Annotated in this window: 13 protein-coding genes; 9 read left to right on the plus strand and 4 right to left on the minus strand. The window is 60.9% G+C overall.

The annotated features are described in order from the left end of the window. Window positions 1–462: 462 nt before the first annotated feature. Complete coding sequence (locus ROP_RS39280; protein ID WP_012687185.1) at window positions 463–1,965, minus strand: APC family permease; 1,503 nt, start codon at window positions 1,963–1,965, stop codon at window positions 463–465. Between the two features lie 60 nt (window positions 1,966–2,025). Further along, the gene (locus tag ROP_RS39285; RefSeq protein WP_148222691.1) at window positions 2,026–3,672 is read right to left on the minus strand and encodes an aminotransferase class III-fold pyridoxal phosphate-dependent enzyme; all 1,647 of its coding nucleotides are present in this window, start codon (window positions 3,670–3,672) and stop codon (window positions 2,026–2,028) included. 418 nt (window positions 3,673–4,090) lie between these two features. On the opposite strand from ROP_RS39285, the gene ROP_RS39290 reads away from it, so the two are divergent. The 9 genes from ROP_RS39290 to ROP_RS39330 all read left to right on the plus strand — a co-directional run bounded on the left by ROP_RS39290 (window position 4,091) and on the right by ROP_RS39330 (window position 13,372). Next, entirely contained in the window at window positions 4,091–4,930 is an 840-nt protein-coding gene (locus ROP_RS39290) for a mycofactocin-coupled SDR family oxidoreductase (RefSeq protein WP_012687187.1), read from the plus strand. 62 nt (window positions 4,931–4,992) lie between these two features. Next, complete coding sequence (locus ROP_RS39295) at window positions 4,993–5,805, plus strand: enoyl-CoA hydratase/isomerase family protein (RefSeq protein ID WP_012687188.1); 813 nt, start codon at window positions 4,993–4,995, stop codon at window positions 5,803–5,805. Window positions 5,806–5,812: 7 nt separating this feature from the next. Next, window positions 5,813–7,546 (plus strand): long-chain-fatty-acid--CoA ligase, encoded by a 1,734-nt coding sequence (locus ROP_RS39300; protein WP_148222692.1) that lies wholly within the window; start codon window positions 5,813–5,815, stop codon window positions 7,544–7,546. A 21-nt stretch (window positions 7,547–7,567) separates the two neighbouring features. Then, window positions 7,568–8,197 carry a TetR/AcrR family transcriptional regulator gene (locus ROP_RS39305; protein ID WP_012687190.1) on the plus strand — a complete coding sequence of 210 codons (630 nt, stop codon included), beginning with the start codon at window positions 7,568–7,570 and terminating at the stop codon, window positions 8,195–8,197. A gap of 289 nt (window positions 8,198–8,486) precedes the next feature. Next, complete coding sequence (locus tag ROP_RS39310; protein ID WP_043827505.1) at window positions 8,487–9,902, plus strand: aldehyde dehydrogenase family protein; 1,416 nt, start codon at window positions 8,487–8,489, stop codon at window positions 9,900–9,902. Between the two features lie 44 nt (window positions 9,903–9,946). Next, window positions 9,947–11,113: an acetyl-CoA C-acyltransferase gene (locus ROP_RS39315; RefSeq protein WP_012687192.1), complete on the plus strand. Its 1,167-nt coding sequence runs from the start codon at window positions 9,947–9,949 to the stop codon at window positions 11,111–11,113. Window positions 11,114–11,180: 67 nt separating this feature from the next. Further along, a complete protein-coding gene (locus tag ROP_RS39320; RefSeq protein WP_012687193.1) occupies window positions 11,181–11,870 on the plus strand; it encodes a nitroreductase in 690 nt (229 codons plus the stop codon). A 34-nt stretch (window positions 11,871–11,904) separates the two neighbouring features. After that, window positions 11,905–12,240: an EthD domain-containing protein gene (locus tag ROP_RS39325; RefSeq protein WP_012687194.1), complete on the plus strand. Its 336-nt coding sequence runs from the start codon at window positions 11,905–11,907 to the stop codon at window positions 12,238–12,240. A gap of 871 nt (window positions 12,241–13,111) precedes the next feature. Further along, window positions 13,112–13,372: a hypothetical protein gene (locus tag ROP_RS39330; protein ID WP_012687195.1), complete on the plus strand. Its 261-nt coding sequence runs from the start codon at window positions 13,112–13,114 to the stop codon at window positions 13,370–13,372. A gap of 669 nt (window positions 13,373–14,041) precedes the next feature. Here the strand turns inward: ROP_RS39330 and dgcA are convergent. Both dgcA and ROP_RS39345 read right to left on the minus strand, forming a co-directional pair. Further along, on the minus strand, window positions 14,042–15,046 hold the full coding sequence (gene dgcA, locus ROP_RS39340; RefSeq protein WP_012687196.1) for an N-acetyl-D-Glu racemase DgcA: 1,005 nt from the start codon (window positions 15,044–15,046) through the stop codon (window positions 14,042–14,044). Further along, window positions 15,046–16,383 carry an MFS transporter gene (locus ROP_RS39345; protein ID WP_012687197.1) on the minus strand — a complete coding sequence of 446 codons (1,338 nt, stop codon included), beginning with the start codon at window positions 16,381–16,383 and terminating at the stop codon, window positions 15,046–15,048. The genes dgcA and ROP_RS39345 overlap by 1 nt, the downstream gene beginning before the upstream one ends. Between the last annotated feature and the right edge of the window lie 431 nt (window positions 16,384–16,814).

Genomic DNA, 16,814 nt, shown 5'->3' on the forward strand with positions numbered 1-16,814 from the left:
ATTGCTGGCTCGTGCGTCGATCGCGGGTCCCGAGGAGATCGCTTCTTGGCATCTGCTCTGGAGCCGCTGACATTCCCGACTCGGGGTCTTGCGGGTGGCCAGCGGTCGATTGGCCTACTTCGTCATCTCGCTCGGCCAACTGCTGGTGAGCCCACCTCGCGAGCAGCTTCTGCTTCTGCGATTAGCCTCTTTTCTGAAAGTCTCAGCAAGTTCGTCCGCGTTTCGGTGTCAAGCGAGTGTTGTGATGTGTGTAGCACCCGTGTTAGCCGCTTATAGAAGATGGATGGCGTGACACCGAAGTTGACGAATATCTCTTCCCGGGTTCCGCCACCGAAGTAGTGCCAACGCCGTGCGAAGTCGATCATTCGTGACGTCTCTGTGATCGAGGTGGGCTTCATCTGAGATGTCGAATCCTTTGCTGGGTGAGACGCGCTTGAGCGAGTCCTCGGCTCTTCTCGCAGTTCACAAGTTCGTTGTTTTGCTTTGTTGTTGGGTCTTGTCCGAATCCCTCTCGAGGGATTCATAATGCGCTGGTCGATAGCGGCGCATGGTGACTGCGATGATGACACCGGCAGCAAACGCAACCGCGAGTATGACGCCGAGGGCTACCTCGGCGGCGGTGTTCTCACCGACGAGTAGTCCAAAGTTCTGTATTGCGATAACGAGGACGACGACCATGCCGATCGAGGAGACTGCCGGTGCAATCAGGGTTGTCCACGTGCCGTCGGACGTCGGATGGTGGCGGAAGAAGCGAATGACGGCGATGCCTGTTGTTGTCATCATGATGATGATGCCGAGTGTTGCTGCGCCGGAGAGCCAGGTGAATGCTTCCGAGATGGGGTCGAGTCCGAGAGCGACGATCATCATCATGCTGACGACGGTGATCAGGGAGATCACTGCTGATGAGCGTGATGGGGCATGATGTTTGGGACTGATTCGTCCGAGCGAGCGGGGTATGACACCTTTGGTACCCATAGTGTACTGGTAGCGGGTCAGGACGTTGTGGAATGCCAATGTGCATGCGAATTGACTGCTCACCAGCAGTACCAGCATCACGTCGCGGGCTATGGGTCCCACATACTCGCTGGCGAGGTTGAGCACTGCCACTGTTGGGTCGTCGCCTGTGACCGCAACGGCGCGGCTGGGGCCGATGCCCATGATCACGCACCACATGGTGACTGTGTAAAACAGTCCGATACCGATGACGGCAATGTAGGTTGCGCGAGGGATGGTACGGACGGGGTCCTTTGCCTCGTTGCGGAACACTGCGGTTGCTTCGAAGCCGAGAAAACACAAGAAGGCGAACATGAACCCGAGGCCAGGGGCGCCTTGGGTGAGCATGGACGGGCTGAAGGGCTCTGCCGAGAGTCCCTCCTCGCCGCCCTGGAGGATGATCGCGGTATCGACGACGATGACGATGGCGGCTTCTAGGACGAGGACCAGTCCGAGTACGCGTGCGGAGAGGTCGACGTTTCGATATCCGAGGTAGCCGGCAAGTGCGAACGCGATCAGGCACCATGTCCACCAGGGCAGGTCGATGTGCAGGAATATTCGGCCGGCGTTCGATGCGTTTACCCCAAGATACGTTGTACTGCCCACCAGGAGCATCAGATACGAGACGTATGCAAGTGTCGCGCAGCCGGTCCCGATGATCCTGCCCAATCCGGCCTGGATATAGGAGTAGAAGGCACCGGCGTTGGGCACATACCTGCTCATGGCTGTGTAGCCGACGGCGAAGACGGTGAGTAGCGCTGTGACCATGAGCAGGAACAGGGGTGCGCCGATGCTCTGCTCGACTGAGATGATGACCGGGAAGGTAGCGGCCACAACACCGAGTGGGGCTGCCGCGGCGACGACCATGAACACGATGGAGCCCACGCCGAGACTGCTTCGGAATGAGGTCTCGCCTTCCCCAGCGATGTTGGTCGGTGCGGTGCTTGGTCCTAGATTCTCAGATGTATCCATTGCCTGCTCCGCTGTTCTGGGCCGTGTAGGTATAGGGAAGAAGTTTCATGTGGACTGTCCTCACAGGGATTTGCGAGTGGAGTCGATCTCGGACAGGACCTTCGCCAGAGCGTTCCGGATCAGGGTGAACTCCTGGTCTTCGGCGACGAGTGGGGGTGATACACAGATGATCGGATTGACGCTGTCGAGCGAAACCCGCGTGAGGATGCCGAGGTCCTCCAAGGCGCCGGCGAGATGGGGGCGGGCGAACAGACGATCTCGCTGGGGTTGGCTCAACGGCGAACCGTTCGTGTCGGTACCGGTCAATTCGACGGACCAGAAGAATCCGGCGCCGCGGACGTCACTGACGATCTCGAGATCACGGAGGGACTCCAAGCTGGTGCGCAGCGAGTTTTCCTTCGCACGGACCTGTTCGGGGATCTGAAGGCGTTCCATGATCTCGAGGTTCTTGAGGGCTACAGCGGCCATGACAGGGTGTCCACCGAAGGTGTTCCCGTGCTGCAGGGAAACGCCTTTTTCGGAGAAGGGCTCGTACACACGGTTATTGACGATCACTGCGCCGATCACTGCGTGCGCTGACGACAATCCCTTGGCGGTGGTGATGATGTCGGGGGTGAAGTCGAATCGCGTTGATCCGAACCATTCTCCGACGCGCCCGAAGGCGGTGATGGTCTCGTCCGAGACGAGCAGGATGCCGTACTTGTCGGCAAGCGCACGAATGCCGGCGAAGTAGCCGTTCGGTGGGGTCAGCGATCCGCCGTGGTTCTGGATGGGTTCCAGAATGATCATGGCGACGGTGCTGGGATCCTCGGACACGATTCGTTGCTCGAGGTCGTCGAGGAGGAATGCGGTGAAATCTTCCTCGGATTCGCCTGCGGGGCGGCCTGCCCGAGCTGTACTCCGCGCGTGTGCCACGGCCGGTACGAGTGGCTCGAAGGGTGAGCGCATCCGATGGATGCCGCCGAGGGATAGTGCGCCGAGCGTCGTCCCGTGGTATGCCATGTCGCGGGCGATCGCCTTCCAGCGGTTTTCACCTCGGAGCTGATAGAACTGTCGTGCAATCTTCCAGGCGGCTTCGACGGATTCTCCGCCGCTGGGCGTCAGGAACACATGGTTGAGGTCGTCAGGGGCGAGCTCGGCGAGGCGTGCAGCCAGTTCGATCGCGCGCGGGTGTGTGGTTGTCCAGTTGCTGTGATAGCCGAGCTGGCGATACTGGTCGAGCGCAGCCTGTCCGAGTTCTTCACCGTACGAGTAGCCGAGGTTCACGCAGAACAGGTTGGAGACTGCATCGAGGTAGCGGTTCCCGTCTGTGTCGAAGAGGTAACTTCCCTCTCCTCGGGTGATCACTTTGAGGGGGGTACGCTCGGCCTCCGCCATTTCTGCGAAATGCCGCCACAGGTGCTGTCCTGCAGTCGTGCGGTAGTCGGCGTCATCGGCCACGGCGTCGGGCATGAAATCGAGGTGTGTCACAGGCTCTCCTTGGGGTGTCTGGATCTTCCGCGGCAGATTCGCGCGTGTCTCATACCGGCGAGAGGCAGGCACCGTGACATGTCGACCTTCGTGTGATCGCTGGTGCAATCGCCGGCCTGGGTCGGTGGCTACTGGGCGCGCTGACGTCGCCATCGTCTGGTCTCGGACCAGGCGGCGCTTGCGTTCATGCTGCGTTGAAGTGGATAAGACGCTAGCCATCGTTGGACACGGTGTCAACCGTCACACTGGGCGAGCATGTGGTGGAAAATCCGGCGGATCGTGCGTGGTCATGGGCAGGGAAGTCCCATTTCATACCCGTCGCGAGAGGGATGATCTACCTACTTGTCGTTGAGGTTCGCACAGAGACGTTCGATCCAGGCTCCGCGGCCTGACGCACTGCCGATTCCACCGTTCGGCCGGACCTTCGCCCAGGAAAACCGGGCCTTGACACGGTGTCTAACGCGTGGTTAGTTTGTCCAGTGTGAGTCCGGCAACAATCACCGTTGGTTGAGTGGATGCCCCGGAGCGTCGGACCAAGCGACGATTCGTGAGAGCTGCCGATCGCAGTCACAACTTTAAGGAGCGCAATGCCGAAATTTGATGGCTTCAGCGCTCCGGCGCAGCACGAAGAATCTCGAGAAACGGAGTCCCCGTTATGGGCAGGATAGAAGGCAAGGTCGCGTTCATCACGGGCGCTGCGCGTGGGCAAGGGCGCGCCCACGCGGTACGTTTCGCTTCCGAGGGAGCCGCCATCGTCGCCATTGACATCTGCGAGGCGATCGAAGGTGTTCCGTATTCGCTGTCGACCAAAGATGATCTCGACGAAACGGCACATCTGGTACGCGAGGCCGGAGGTCGTGTGATCACCGCCGTCGCTGACGTACGAAACCAAGAATGTCTTGACAATATTGTTGCAGAAGGTATTTCGGAGTTCGGTGGCATCGACATCCTCATCGCAAACGCCGGCATTCTGACATCGGAAGGGCGTGCGTGGGAAATCTCTGACCGAGCCTGGAACGACATCCTCGATGTGAATCTCACAGGCGTGTGGCGCAGCGTGAAAGCTGTCGCACCCACGATGGTCGAGCGGAACCAGGGCGGCTCCATTGTCCTGACGAGTTCGTACACCGGATTAAAGGGCGAAGGATACATCGCACACTACGCCGCCGCCAAGCACGGGGTGGTCGGCCTCATGCGCTCCCTCGCCCATGAGCTCGGGCCGTACAACATTCGTGTCAACACGGTAAACCCGGGCAATACCGCCACGGGAATGGTCCTCAACGACTTCAGCTTCGGCCTCCTCAGGCCCGACCTCGCCAACCCGGACAGGGCGGATGCGGCCGAGACCCTCAAGCATTTAACACTTATGGATGTCGACTTCATCGAGCCGGAAGACATCGCCAATGCCGCCCTATGGCTGGCATCGGACGAGGCCCGGTTCGTCACGGGCGTCACCCTGCCGATCGACGCCGGCTGGTACGCCAAGAGCACCTAGACAGCATCTGGATCCCGAGCTCTGGGGTCCTACCTGCCACTGAGCTACTGATAGGAACCACAATGACGACCGAACAAGGCGAGTCGCCCCCGATCACCCACGACGATCAGTTCGTCTACACCGAAATGACCACCGACAGAGTCGCGATCGTCAGGCTCGAGCGACCAAGAGCCAACGCATTGTCGCTCGCAGTCCTGCGCCAGCTCGACGAGGCGTTCCAGGCGCTCGCGAGTGACTTGCCCGGTGCAGTTGTCATATGGGGGGGCCCTCGCATCTTCGCCGCCGGCGGCGACATCTCGGAGATGGGCGGACCCGAAGATGCGGCGCGCTTCGTGAAAGCATTCCGCTCGACCTTCGACAGGATCGCCTCCATCCCTCGTCCGGTGATCGCGGCCGTGTGCGGCTACGCATTGGGTGGTGGACTCGAACTCGCGTTGTCAGCCGATCTGCGTGTTGCAGGCGAGGGAGCAAAGTTCGGGTTGCCCGAGGTCAATCTGGGACTCGTGCCCGGAGCTGGAGGGACCCAGCGACTGAGCAGGTTGGTCGGGCCATCCCGCGCGAAAGATCTGGTGATGACCGGTCGTCAGGTGAATGCAGAGGAAGCCCTCCGGATCGGCATTGCCGACCGAGTCGTGCCCGACGACGAAGTGTTCAGTGAGTCGATCGCCCTCGCGAGGCGCCTGGCCACCGGACCCAGTGTTGCTCTGGCCACGGCCAAAAGTCTCATTGACGCCAACTTCGATCAGCCGTTGAATGCCGGGTTGGATGCCGAGGGCCGGGCCGCAGTGGCCATGCATCACACCGAGGACGGCCGCGCGGGTGTGAAGTCGTTTATTGCGAACGGTCCGGGCCAGGCAAAGTTCGTGGGCAGGTAGGTCCGACGTGACGAATGTGAACAGCTCGGTCCTTGATGACGCAACGTTCCCCAACGGTGGCGGTACCAGACCGTCGAAAGAGGCTTCGACGGTCGACGGACTGATGATGGACACCCCCCTGACGACCCAAATGCTGTTTCGGCGTATGCAGACTATATGCGGACAGCGCAGGATCGTCACGATCACCGATGACGGCAGGCGGATGTCCCAAACGTTCGAACAGGTATCCCGTCGCGCGGCGAGCTTCGCGCAAGCACTCGACAGCTTGGGCGTCTGCAGAGGCGACCGCGTCGGAAGCTTGCTATGGAATACGCAGGAACACGTCGAAACCTACTATGCCACAATGGGATTGGGTGCGGTCCTTCATACGATCAACCCCCGCTTGCACGACGAGCAGGTCATCTACACGATCAACCATGCTGGTGATCGCGTGATCGTCGTTGATTCGTCGCTGGTCGACCAACTCGACCGTGTGCTCGACAAGCTCGCCAGTGTGGAGCATGTAGTCATCGTCGGTGACGGCGCGAGTGTGGTGTCGAGGTCGGCGAAGGTACATAGATACTCTGAAATGCTCACCCTCGGTGAAGGGGTGAACTTCGAGTGGCCAGCGTTGGAGGAGAGCTGGGGGGCTTGTCTGTGCTACACCTCCGGTACCACTGGGAATCCGAAGGGCGTTCTGTACACCCATCGCGCGATCGTCCTGCACGCATTGACGATGGCTGGCGTCGGCGGTCTCCAGGTGCAGGAGGGCGACCGAGTCCTCGCGCTGGTCCCGATGTTCCATTCGTTGGGGTGGGGTCTTCCCTTCGTCGTCACTGTCACCGGATCAGACCTGGTTCTTCCCGGACGCAATCTCGGTCCCCAGGCCGTTGCACGGGTGATCCGTGACGAGAGGGTCACTTGGGCCGGCGGTGTCCCAACCCTCTGGATGGATCTCCTCCGCCACGTCGAGGATCCCTCGAATAAGGATGCTGTCGACCTTTCGAGCCTGCGGATGGTCCTCTGCGGGGGTGCGAAGGTAGCAGTGCCGCTCATGCAAGCGTACGACGAGAGGCTGTCCGTGACGCTGATTCAGGGGTGGGGCATGACCGAGACATTACCCGGCGCCGCAATGAGTTTGGACATCGTAGCGCCACCCGCCGAGCGCTGGCAGCGGCGCGGTCAGGTAGGACGGGTGTCCCCGCTATACGAGATGCGGATTGTCGATGTGGACGGCAGTGTTTTGCCCTCCGACGGCACATCTGTCGGCGAGGTCGAGATCTCGGGTCCGATCGTGGCTGGCAGCTACTACGGACCGGAGGACACCTCGGACAAGTTCCACGAAGGTTGGCTGCGCACAGGAGACTTGGGAACACTCTCGTCCGACGGCTGGCTGGACATCACCGATCGCGCGAAGGACGCGATCAAGTCCGGAGGAGAATGGATTAGCTCGCAGGACCTTGAGTCGGCGCTCATGGCTCATCCGGCCGTCCACGAAGCGGCGGTCATCGGCGTCCCAGACCCGCGATGGAGTGAACGGCCGGCAGCCTATGTCGTTGTTTCACCCCACGGACCCACAGATGACGAACTGCGAGAGCATCTGCGTTCCCACGTCGCGAACTGGTGGATACCCGAGGAATATCACCGCGTCGATACTCTTCCTCGCACAAGCACAGGGAAGTTCGACAAGAAGGAACTGCGGCGCCACCGTGCGGATTTGGCAGGTAGCCTGCAGAAAATCTCTCCGGTAGAGAACGCCTAGAGGCAGAGAAGGATTGTCAGCATGCCATCAGATGAGCAGGACAACAGGGAACGGATCCTGGCGGCGGCACGGCGCCACTTCAACTCGCCAGGATACAACTCCGCTCGCGTCGCCGACATCGCGAAGGATGCTGGTGTTTCTCGGGCGACTGTGTACAACCACTTCCCGGACAAAGATGCAATCCTGGCAGCGCTCGTCGACGAGTACCTTGCAGGCTACGCCAGAATCGGCGAGGCGATGAGCGCAACCGTCGACGTCGGCGATACTGTGTTCGCCATCCTGTTGAGAATGGTCGAAGACACCTTGATGTGGCGGGTGGAGAATGCGGACCTGCGACCAGCGATAGACGTGGCGCGGCAGGTTCTTCCAGCGAACCTGCTGGAGGCGAACCGGGCCGCCGACGAGGTACTGCGAGGTCACCTGGCCGATGTGTATCGACGAAGTACCGCCCACGGGATTGTCCGCGACGACATCGATCCCGAATTCGCGGCCTCCGCGCTGTATTCGATGATCGAAGCAGTGCTCAACGCCACTGACGTCGGTTCGAGTGTGGACGAGATCAAATCAGCGGCATTGCAGCTTGCGCTTCTGCAATGGTACGCGGTGTACACGATTGTTCCCGAGCAATCCCCGAGGTTGGACAGCATCTGAGACTTTCGTCGCCCGTCGGCGATAGCAGTTTCGATCGCATCGAATCGGCTACACGTGACGCCGATGGAGATCCTACCGACCCGAACAACCTTCGATCGACTCAGTGATCTCCGAACGGAGTCAGCATCGCGGGTCCGGTCAACCGTCACCGTTTCCTGCGCGAACTGGCACCACCGGTGGTTGTGCCCCTGATCGTTGGCGACGCACTCCTCTGCTCGAGGTCCTCGGGCGGCCAGCCACACAGCAAAACTCATCCTACGAGGCCCGAGCCTCCGATTGGACGGACATGATGACCGAATATGCAATGACCATCGACGGGACGCTGGCGAAGTCGGCTACAGAATTCGATGTGGTGAACCCGGCAACCGGCCAGGTGTTTGCCACCGCCCCTGATTGCACACGCGAGCAGCTGGATCAGGTGATGGACACGGCTCATCGAGCTTGGCTTGAATGGCGAACGGACGAGGGCGCTCGGCGCAAGGCTCTCCTGGAAGCTGCCGAGGTGCTTGGATCCGCGGCGAACGAACTCGCTGCCCTTGTCACCGCAGAGCAAGGAAAGCCCCTCAGCGAAGCCGCGGAAGAGGTACGCGACGCACAGACGTGGTTCCGCTATTACGCGGACGTCGAAGATCAGCCTCAGATCATTCAAGACGATGCCATTGCCTACGTCGAAGTCGTGCGCAAGCCGCTCGGGGTTGTCGCTGCCATCACACCGTGGAACTTCCCGATCACCCTGGCCGCATGGAAGTTGGCACCGGCGTTGCGGGCTGGCAATACCGTCGTGCTCAAGCCATCTCCGTACACGCCCATGGCGACGCTGCGGCTCGGTCAGCTCCTCTCCGGGGTGTTCCCGCCCGGTGTCGTCAGCGTCGTGAGCGGAGGCGACGAACTCGGCCAATGGGTGACTTCGCACAACGTGCCGCGCAAGATCTCCTTCACCGGATCTGTCAGAACAGGCATGCGTGTTGCCGCCACCGCCGCGACCGATCTCAAGCGTTTCACACTCGAGCTCGGCGGAAATGATGCAGCGATCCTGCTCGACGACGTCGACGCCGCGTCCATCGTGGAGAAGCTCTTCTGGGCTGCGTTCGAGAACAACGGCCAGGTGTGTTCGGCGATCAAACGGATTTACGCGCCCGCGTCCATCTATGACGAAGTCGTCGAAAGCTTGGCTTCCTACGCCCGATCGGTCAAGGTCGGCGACGGTGCCGTCGAAGGCACCCGCCTGGGCCCGATCAACAATCGGCCGCAACTCGAGAGAGTTCGCCATCTGGTTGACGAGGCACTGAGGCAAGGGGCGAGGTCCGCCACGGGGGGAAAGCTCATTGAGGGTCCGGGCTACTTCTATGAACCGACAATCCTGGCGGATGCCTGCGATGGCATGGCCATCGTTGACGACGAGCAGTTCGGGCCGGCCCTTCCCGTTGTGCGATATGACAATCTCGACACCGTCATCGAGCAGGTGAACTCATCGAATTTCGGGCTGTGCGGCTCGGTCTGGAGCAGCGATCTCGATCGCGCCAGCGCAGTCGCGCCCCGAATCGACAGCGGAACAGTGTTCGCGAACACGCATCTCGCGCTCCAACCGAACCAGCCGTTCGGTGGATCGAAATGGAGTGGGATCGGCGTCGAGAACGGGATTGCGGGGCTCCACGGCTTCAGTGAGCCTCAAGTCTTTCACCGGCCGGCGCGCAGCGTCGGGTAGACCGTCCCGCTTCTGATAATCGAACGTCAATGAATTGAGAGCCTATGAGATCCGCGGTTATCGTAGATGTGGTCCGGACACCATCCGGCAAGGGCAAGCCGGGCGGCCAGCTGTCACATCTGCACCCCGTGAACATCTACGCCGATGTCCTGAACTCCATGATCGAGCGAACAGGACTCGATCCGCGACTTGTCGACGACGTGATCACCGGCTGCGTGAGCCAGGTCTCCGAGCAGTCCTCCAACATCGCCCGAAGTGCAGTTCTGGCGGCGGGTTGGCCCGAGCACGTCCCGGGCACGACCATCGACCGGCAGTGCGGCTCCAGCCAGCAGGCGCTGCACTTCGCAGCACAGGGTGTGATGGCCGGCGCCTACGACATAGTCGTGGCCGGCGGTGTCGAACTGATGAGCCGAGTCCCGATGTTCTCACCCGTGCAGGGGAGCGACCCATATGGGGACAGGCTGACTGCCCGCTACAACGACGCGCTCGTCAACCAAGGTGTGTCGGCGGAACTGGTCGCCGGCAAATGGGACCTGTCACGCCGACAGCTCGATGAGTATGCGGCCGAATCGCACCGCCGCGCTGCCGCCGCAGCCTCGGACGGCGGCTTCCACAACGAGATCATCCCAGTGGGTACGGCGACCCACGATGAGACGGTCCGGGGTAACACCACCAGCGAAAGTCTCGCCGGGTTGAAGGCCAGCTTCGCGACGCCGGAAACACGCACTCGCTTCCCGGATATGGATTGGCGCATCACACCCGGAAACTCCTCACCGCTGACGGACGGGGCCTCGGCCGCATTGATCATGGGTGAGGACACCGCGAAGTCGCTAGGGCTGCGTCCACGTGCTCGTTTCCACTCGTTTGCCGTCGTCGGAGACGATCCCATCTTCATGCTGACTGCCCCCATCCCGGCCACGCAGAAGGTGCTGAACAAGGCGGGGCTCACGATCAGTGACATCGATGCTTTCGAGGTCAACGAGGCATTCGCTTCCGTTCCACTGGCATGGCTGAAGGAAACTGGCGCCGACCCCGCCAAACTCAACCCCCGCGGTGGTGCAATCGCCCTCGGGCATCCTCTCGGGGCATCTGGTACGCGCCTGATGTCCACAATGCTCAACTACCTCGAATCCACCGGTGGCCGTTTCGGCCTCCAGACGATGTGCGAGGCCGCTGGTATGGCGAACGCCACTGTTATCGAACGGATTTGACGCTCGGATGAAGCGTCTGGGTCACACCAAACGGACTCTGATCCGTGCGAACCATGAAGGAGAAGCAATGTCCACAACTGATGTGAACCGCGCAGCGGTCCTACGAGAATTGATGGTCGATCGATGGAGCTGCCGCTCCTACCTCGACAAACCCGTTACCGATGACGTCCTCGACGAGCTCCTCACCATGGCACAGCGCAGTCCCTCCTGGTGCAACTCGCAGCCCTGGCACGTCACAGTGATCCGAGGCGATCGCCTCGACGACATGCGAGAGAGGTTCGTTCGCCACGCGGAGTCGCATACCGAGGCGCCCGACCTTCCCTTTCCCCTCCGGTACGAAGGTGTGTACCGTGAGCGTCGCCGTGAATGCGGCTGGCAGCTCTACGACAGCGTCGGAATCCAGAAAGGTGACCGCGAAGCCTCGCAGAAGCAGGCGATGGAGAACTTCCGATTCTTCGGCGCTCCCGCCCTCGCGATCATCACCACCGAGGCAGACCTTGGCACCTATGGTGCAATCGACTGCGGCGTCTATATCGGGAACTTCCTCCTTGCAGCCCAATCGCTGGGGCTGGCGACCATTCCGCAAGCCGCTTTGGCATCGCACTCAGGGTTCCTTCGCGGCGAACTGCAGCTTCCGGACCACCGCAAGGTCGTCGCAGGTGTCTCCTTCGGATACGCCGACGAGAACCACCCCGCCAACGGCTTCCGCACCCACCGTGCAGACATTGGTGAAAGCAGCACCCGAGTCGGCAGCTGACCGATCCGGCGCAACCACACCACACGGAGACACCATGAGCTACAAGATAGTCGCCTTCCTCGCCAAACGAGAGGGCCTCAGCATGGAAGACTTTGTCGACTACTACGAAAATCGGCACGTTCCTCTTGTCCTGGGTCTGCCAGAGACTCCAAACAGCTACGTACGCAATTACATCGAGCCCTCCGGAGACGATATTGAATTTGACGTGATCAGTGAACTGAGGTTCGACGACGAAGGCGCATACAAGCGCTGGATCGCCGCCATGTTCGCTCCGAACTCGGGAATCCCCGAAGACGAGGACCAGTTCCTCGACCGTCGGCGCACCAGGTCACACGTCGTACGCGAGTGCCCAATCTCGTCCGTGCAGTGACAATCACAAAGAGTGTGGTGCCGTGCCGACACTCAACGGTGAGAAGCTCCAAAACCATCACGAGAGGTCCAGCACCTGAAATACGTCGGTTCGGGCAGCACTCGGCTCCCTTTGGTCCGAGGGCCTACCCACAGGTCGTGCGTAGGTCGATGCACCGTGGCGTGGAAGGCGATCCCCGATCGTCGATGCGGACAGCAAGTCGATTCAGTGCGACGTCGACATCACACCTGCGGATGGACGTCGAGTGACGACGTGCCCTCCTGTGGAGGATTGAGACACCAACTCACGCAGTGCCATTCACGCGTGAATGCCGCCCCGGGATTCCAGAGTCCTTGGTGGGGGTCCGCTGTCGGACACCCTCGCGGTGGAGAACGCATTCCGTGGTCCGTGTGATCCCCAGCGAGTCCCCGATCGGGCTATGTCCGGTTCGTGGAGTGTCGATGGGGTGAGCCCGCCGGCATCGGACACAGTGTGTGTTCACCCGCGGGCCCCGGCCATACGAATAGAGTGTGGCTCGTAGGAATTCAGGTGGGGGCGAACGTTTCCTACTGCCGTGCGAGCCCTGCTGCGACGCTTGGCCAGTGTACATCCGGTTCCCGATGTGATGGCACGGAGTCGTTGCGTGCTTGGCGTGGGCGAAGCTCGGCTGGACGGGGAGATTGCGCTCATGATGTGTTCTGTCCTGGCGGCTGGGTCACTGCCCTGCACCATGCCGCCGCCACCCCAATGCTCAGGCGTAGTGCTGCTGCTGTCGATGTGCCCGTTGAACAATGTGCCGTGACGCCGGAGCGCCGCGCATCGACGACAACGGGTGCAGACTGTTGGAGATCGATGTCGCCGTATCGGCGAGTGCAGGAGAAAAGGAGGCCGGATGACCGCAGCCCACGCCGTCTCGATCGCGGTGACCTTCACCTGGCTGGGGATGGTGGTCATCTCGTTCATCGAAGCGCCGCTAAAGTTTCCGTACGCTCGGGTGACGGTTCGGCTCGTACTGGAGATCGGTCGGCTCGGGTTCCGGGCCCTGAACGTCACCGAGATAGTCTGGGCGGCACTGCTCATTGCAGGGCTCGTCGCCGGTGACGAGGTCCCGTTCTCACGCGCACTACGTCTACTTTGGTCTGAAAATCGTTAAGGTCGTTGCGCTGCTGGTGACGGATCTTGTTGCTCGGTGTGGGAGGTGCCTGCGGTGACCTGTGTCCGGGGAAGGTGCACTACGGGTTGCCGAGGGGTGGGTGGAGCCGCCGAGTTCGTACGGGACGTCGAGGTCAGGTCCGCTTTCTCGCGGATTTGGGCGCTGGAGTCGCAGCGGAAGGATTTCTTCACCGTTCAGCCTCTCAACGAACAATTGCTAGAGGATTCTAGATGTGCGCTCGCCGCTATGGCTAACCATCTTGCATTGGCTCGTGCGACGGCGAAACTCGTAAGGATCCGTTGGATCGATGCGGTGGCGCGGCGGGGTGTGATCAGACTGGCGAACGCAATCGCCGCATGAATGATGAGCAATGGCATTGGGATCTCCTAAGTCTGCGGCGAGGTGACGATTTGGACATCGGATACTTCGTGAACGGAGGATCTGATGGTTGCAGTGTCGGATGCGGTTGGTGTCCGTCAATCGGTGAGCCGGATTGCGCCGACGACGAATGCCCGTTGTGATGCGCTCAAGGAGCCGCGGTAGGCGGAAGTGAGCAGGGTGAGCGATGATCGTCATGAGCCGCACCGCCGACGCGAACCTGATCAGCCCGGGATCAAAAGAGACGGATTCCGATCGGGCGCACGGACGGGGTGCTTCGTCTTGCCCGGCTCACCCTCCCCAGACCTCGGGCTCTGGGGGGTACAACGTTGCCCCGCTGTACCTGAGTGAGGGTGTACGGTCTTCTGCAAGAAGCAGTGGCCCGTCGAGGTGCACCACGTCGGCCCGTTGCGCAAGGATGATTCCCGGAGCCATGGACAAAGAGGTGGCGACCATGCAACCGACCATCGTGCCCAGGCCGCTAGCCCGTGCTGCGGCCTGCAACGACAAGGCCTCCGTCAAGCCGCCAGCCTTATCCAGCTTGATGTTCGCGATCTCGTACTTCCCGACAATCTTCGACAGGCTCATGAGTGTCCGACACGATTCGTCCGCCGCCAATGGGACTGGGCTATTGAAGCTCTTGAGAAAATCATCGGCGTCCGCTGGCAATGGCTGCTCGATGAGCTCGACTCCCATTGCAGCGAATTCCGGAGCGAACGCGCGCAGATGGTCGATGCTCCAGGCTTCATTGGCGTCGACCATCAATCTGGCATGAGGGGCCGCGGCGCGCACGGCTCGAACCCGCTCCAAGTCACCATCTCCACCAAGTTTGAGCTTCAGGATTGGAAGGTGCTCGTGCACGGCGGCGGCTTTCCCCATCGCTGCAGGGGCGTCGAGGCTGATCGTGAATGCCGTGAGCACAGGTTGTAGTTCGTGGCCGAGCTCGATCACTGATGCCAGAGACTGCCGTGTTTTCTGTGCTCGAAGGTCCCACAATGCGCAATCGACGGCATTGCGCGCCGCTCCGGGTGCCATCGCTGACTGCAGTTCACTGAGGTCCATTCCCGCCTCGATCGCGGGTGTCATGGACCTGATCTGGTCCATAACACTCTCGATCGTCTCGCCGTACCGGGCGTATGGCACACATTCTCCGCGCCCGATATAACCGCTCTCGGCTATGGAGACCGCGATGACCTGAGCGGATGTCTTGGATCCGCGACTGATTCGAAAAATTCCATTGATCGCGAAGGTTTGCGGTATGGCATCGACGGTGCGCACAGCAACTCGCCCCTTCATCAAGCTGTTACCAACTCGTCGGCGGGCTCCTTCAAACGCTGGCGCCCGATGATGGCTGCGATAGCGGATAGGGCTCCGACAATGGCGAGATAGACGCTGAAGGTGATGTTACTGCCGGTGACGCTGTTGAGCCAGATGCCGAGGGAAGGGCCCGCTGCGCCGAAAAGGATTGTGCAGACGTTGTAAGCGAATGCTCCTGCTGTCACTCGGACTTTGGCGGGGAACATGTAGGACATCGCCATCGCGGCGGCTACAGCGACAAGTCCCTTTCCGATGGAGAGGAGTGATCCGCCGATGAGAGCTCCGACGATACCGAGGGTCGAGATTGCAAAGGCGGGCACGCTGACCACCGCGATAAAGAGACCGCCAACGATGAATGTGCGCTGCAGCCCGTATCGGAACATCACCCGACCGGCGGCCAGGGTAGTGGCGATCATGACCACGTTGATCGCAAGCGACACGTTGTAGGACTGGCCACTGGTCAATCCGCCTGACAGCTGAATGAAGGTGATGAAGTAGGAAGACAGGATCGGCGTGATCAAGGCATACGACGAGACGATGCAAAAGAACAGAATCATCGCGGTCGCTTGGGTCCGGAACGTGGACCTAATCGGTGCGGCTTTGACCTCCGACGTCTCTCGGTCGGCTGCGAGCTGCTTGAACTGGGGTGTCTCCGATACCTTGCGCCGCAGGTACATGCCTGCAAGGCCAAGGGGCGCCGCGAGCCAGAACAGGACGCGCCAGCCCCAGTCTTCGAATGCTTCATCACCGAGGACTGTGGTGCACAGGCTGGCGATCAATACGGCGCTGGTGATGCCGAGGAAGGTGGTGGTGACGAGGTAGCTGATCCGAATAGGCCTCGCCCGCGCCTGACTGTGTTCGTAGACGAAGCTGATTGCGGAACTGTATTCACCTCCTGTGCCGAGTCCCTGCACGAGCCGACAGAGGGTCAGCAGGATCGGCGCCAGAACTCCAATCGCGTTGTAGGAAGGTATGAATCCGATGAGTGCGGTTCCCGCGCACATCAGAAGGATGGTGAACGAGAGTGCACGACGTCGTCCGAGGGTGTCGCCGAGCCAACCCGCGATCAATCCGCCGATGGGGCGACTCACATAGGTCAGTCCGAATACGACGTATGCACTGATCAGTCCGACGACTGGATCGCTTGATGGGAAGAAGTGGAGGGCCATGATTGAGGCGACGACCCCGTAGACAGCGAAGTCATACCACTCAGCGAAGTTGCCGATCGCAGCTGCGGTGATGGCTCGCCTGGGGGAACTAGCTGAAGTCTCGCCTTCCACTTTTTCCTGCTGTGACGTGTGGGCACTGGCACTCATGGTCGATCTCCTGTCTTGACAATAACGCCGGGAACCCCGATCCGATACCTTCTGAATAGAACATACGTTCGATTCGGCCGGGAGCGATCAAGGCTCCAAACCCATATACTGGGTGAGTTATGTAATGGAAAACCATTCTATGGCTCACGTCGATAGTGAACCTCGGTGTGACCCATGTCAACCCAACGAATAGAAGCGGCCTGCATGACGGCAGTCCGAGCCCGGCGCGGCCGTCACGTCCGTTCCACGACCGCGCATACCGCGGCCAAGCATCGGCACATGCGCGGCAGGGCCCCACGCTCCAGTGATTCGCACGCCGTGCCCGGGTCGGCCATGGCCGCCGCGGTCGAGTCAAAACCCCTCAAGGGCTCTGTGCCAAGCGCCGTGCAGCGCAACCCCTTGATGATCAGTTCACTGTGGGCCATACTATG

The sequence above is a fragment of the Rhodococcus opacus B4 genome (assembly GCF_000010805.1).
GTDB classification, from domain to species: Bacteria; Actinomycetota; Actinomycetes; order Mycobacteriales; family Mycobacteriaceae; genus Rhodococcus_F; species Rhodococcus_F opacus_C.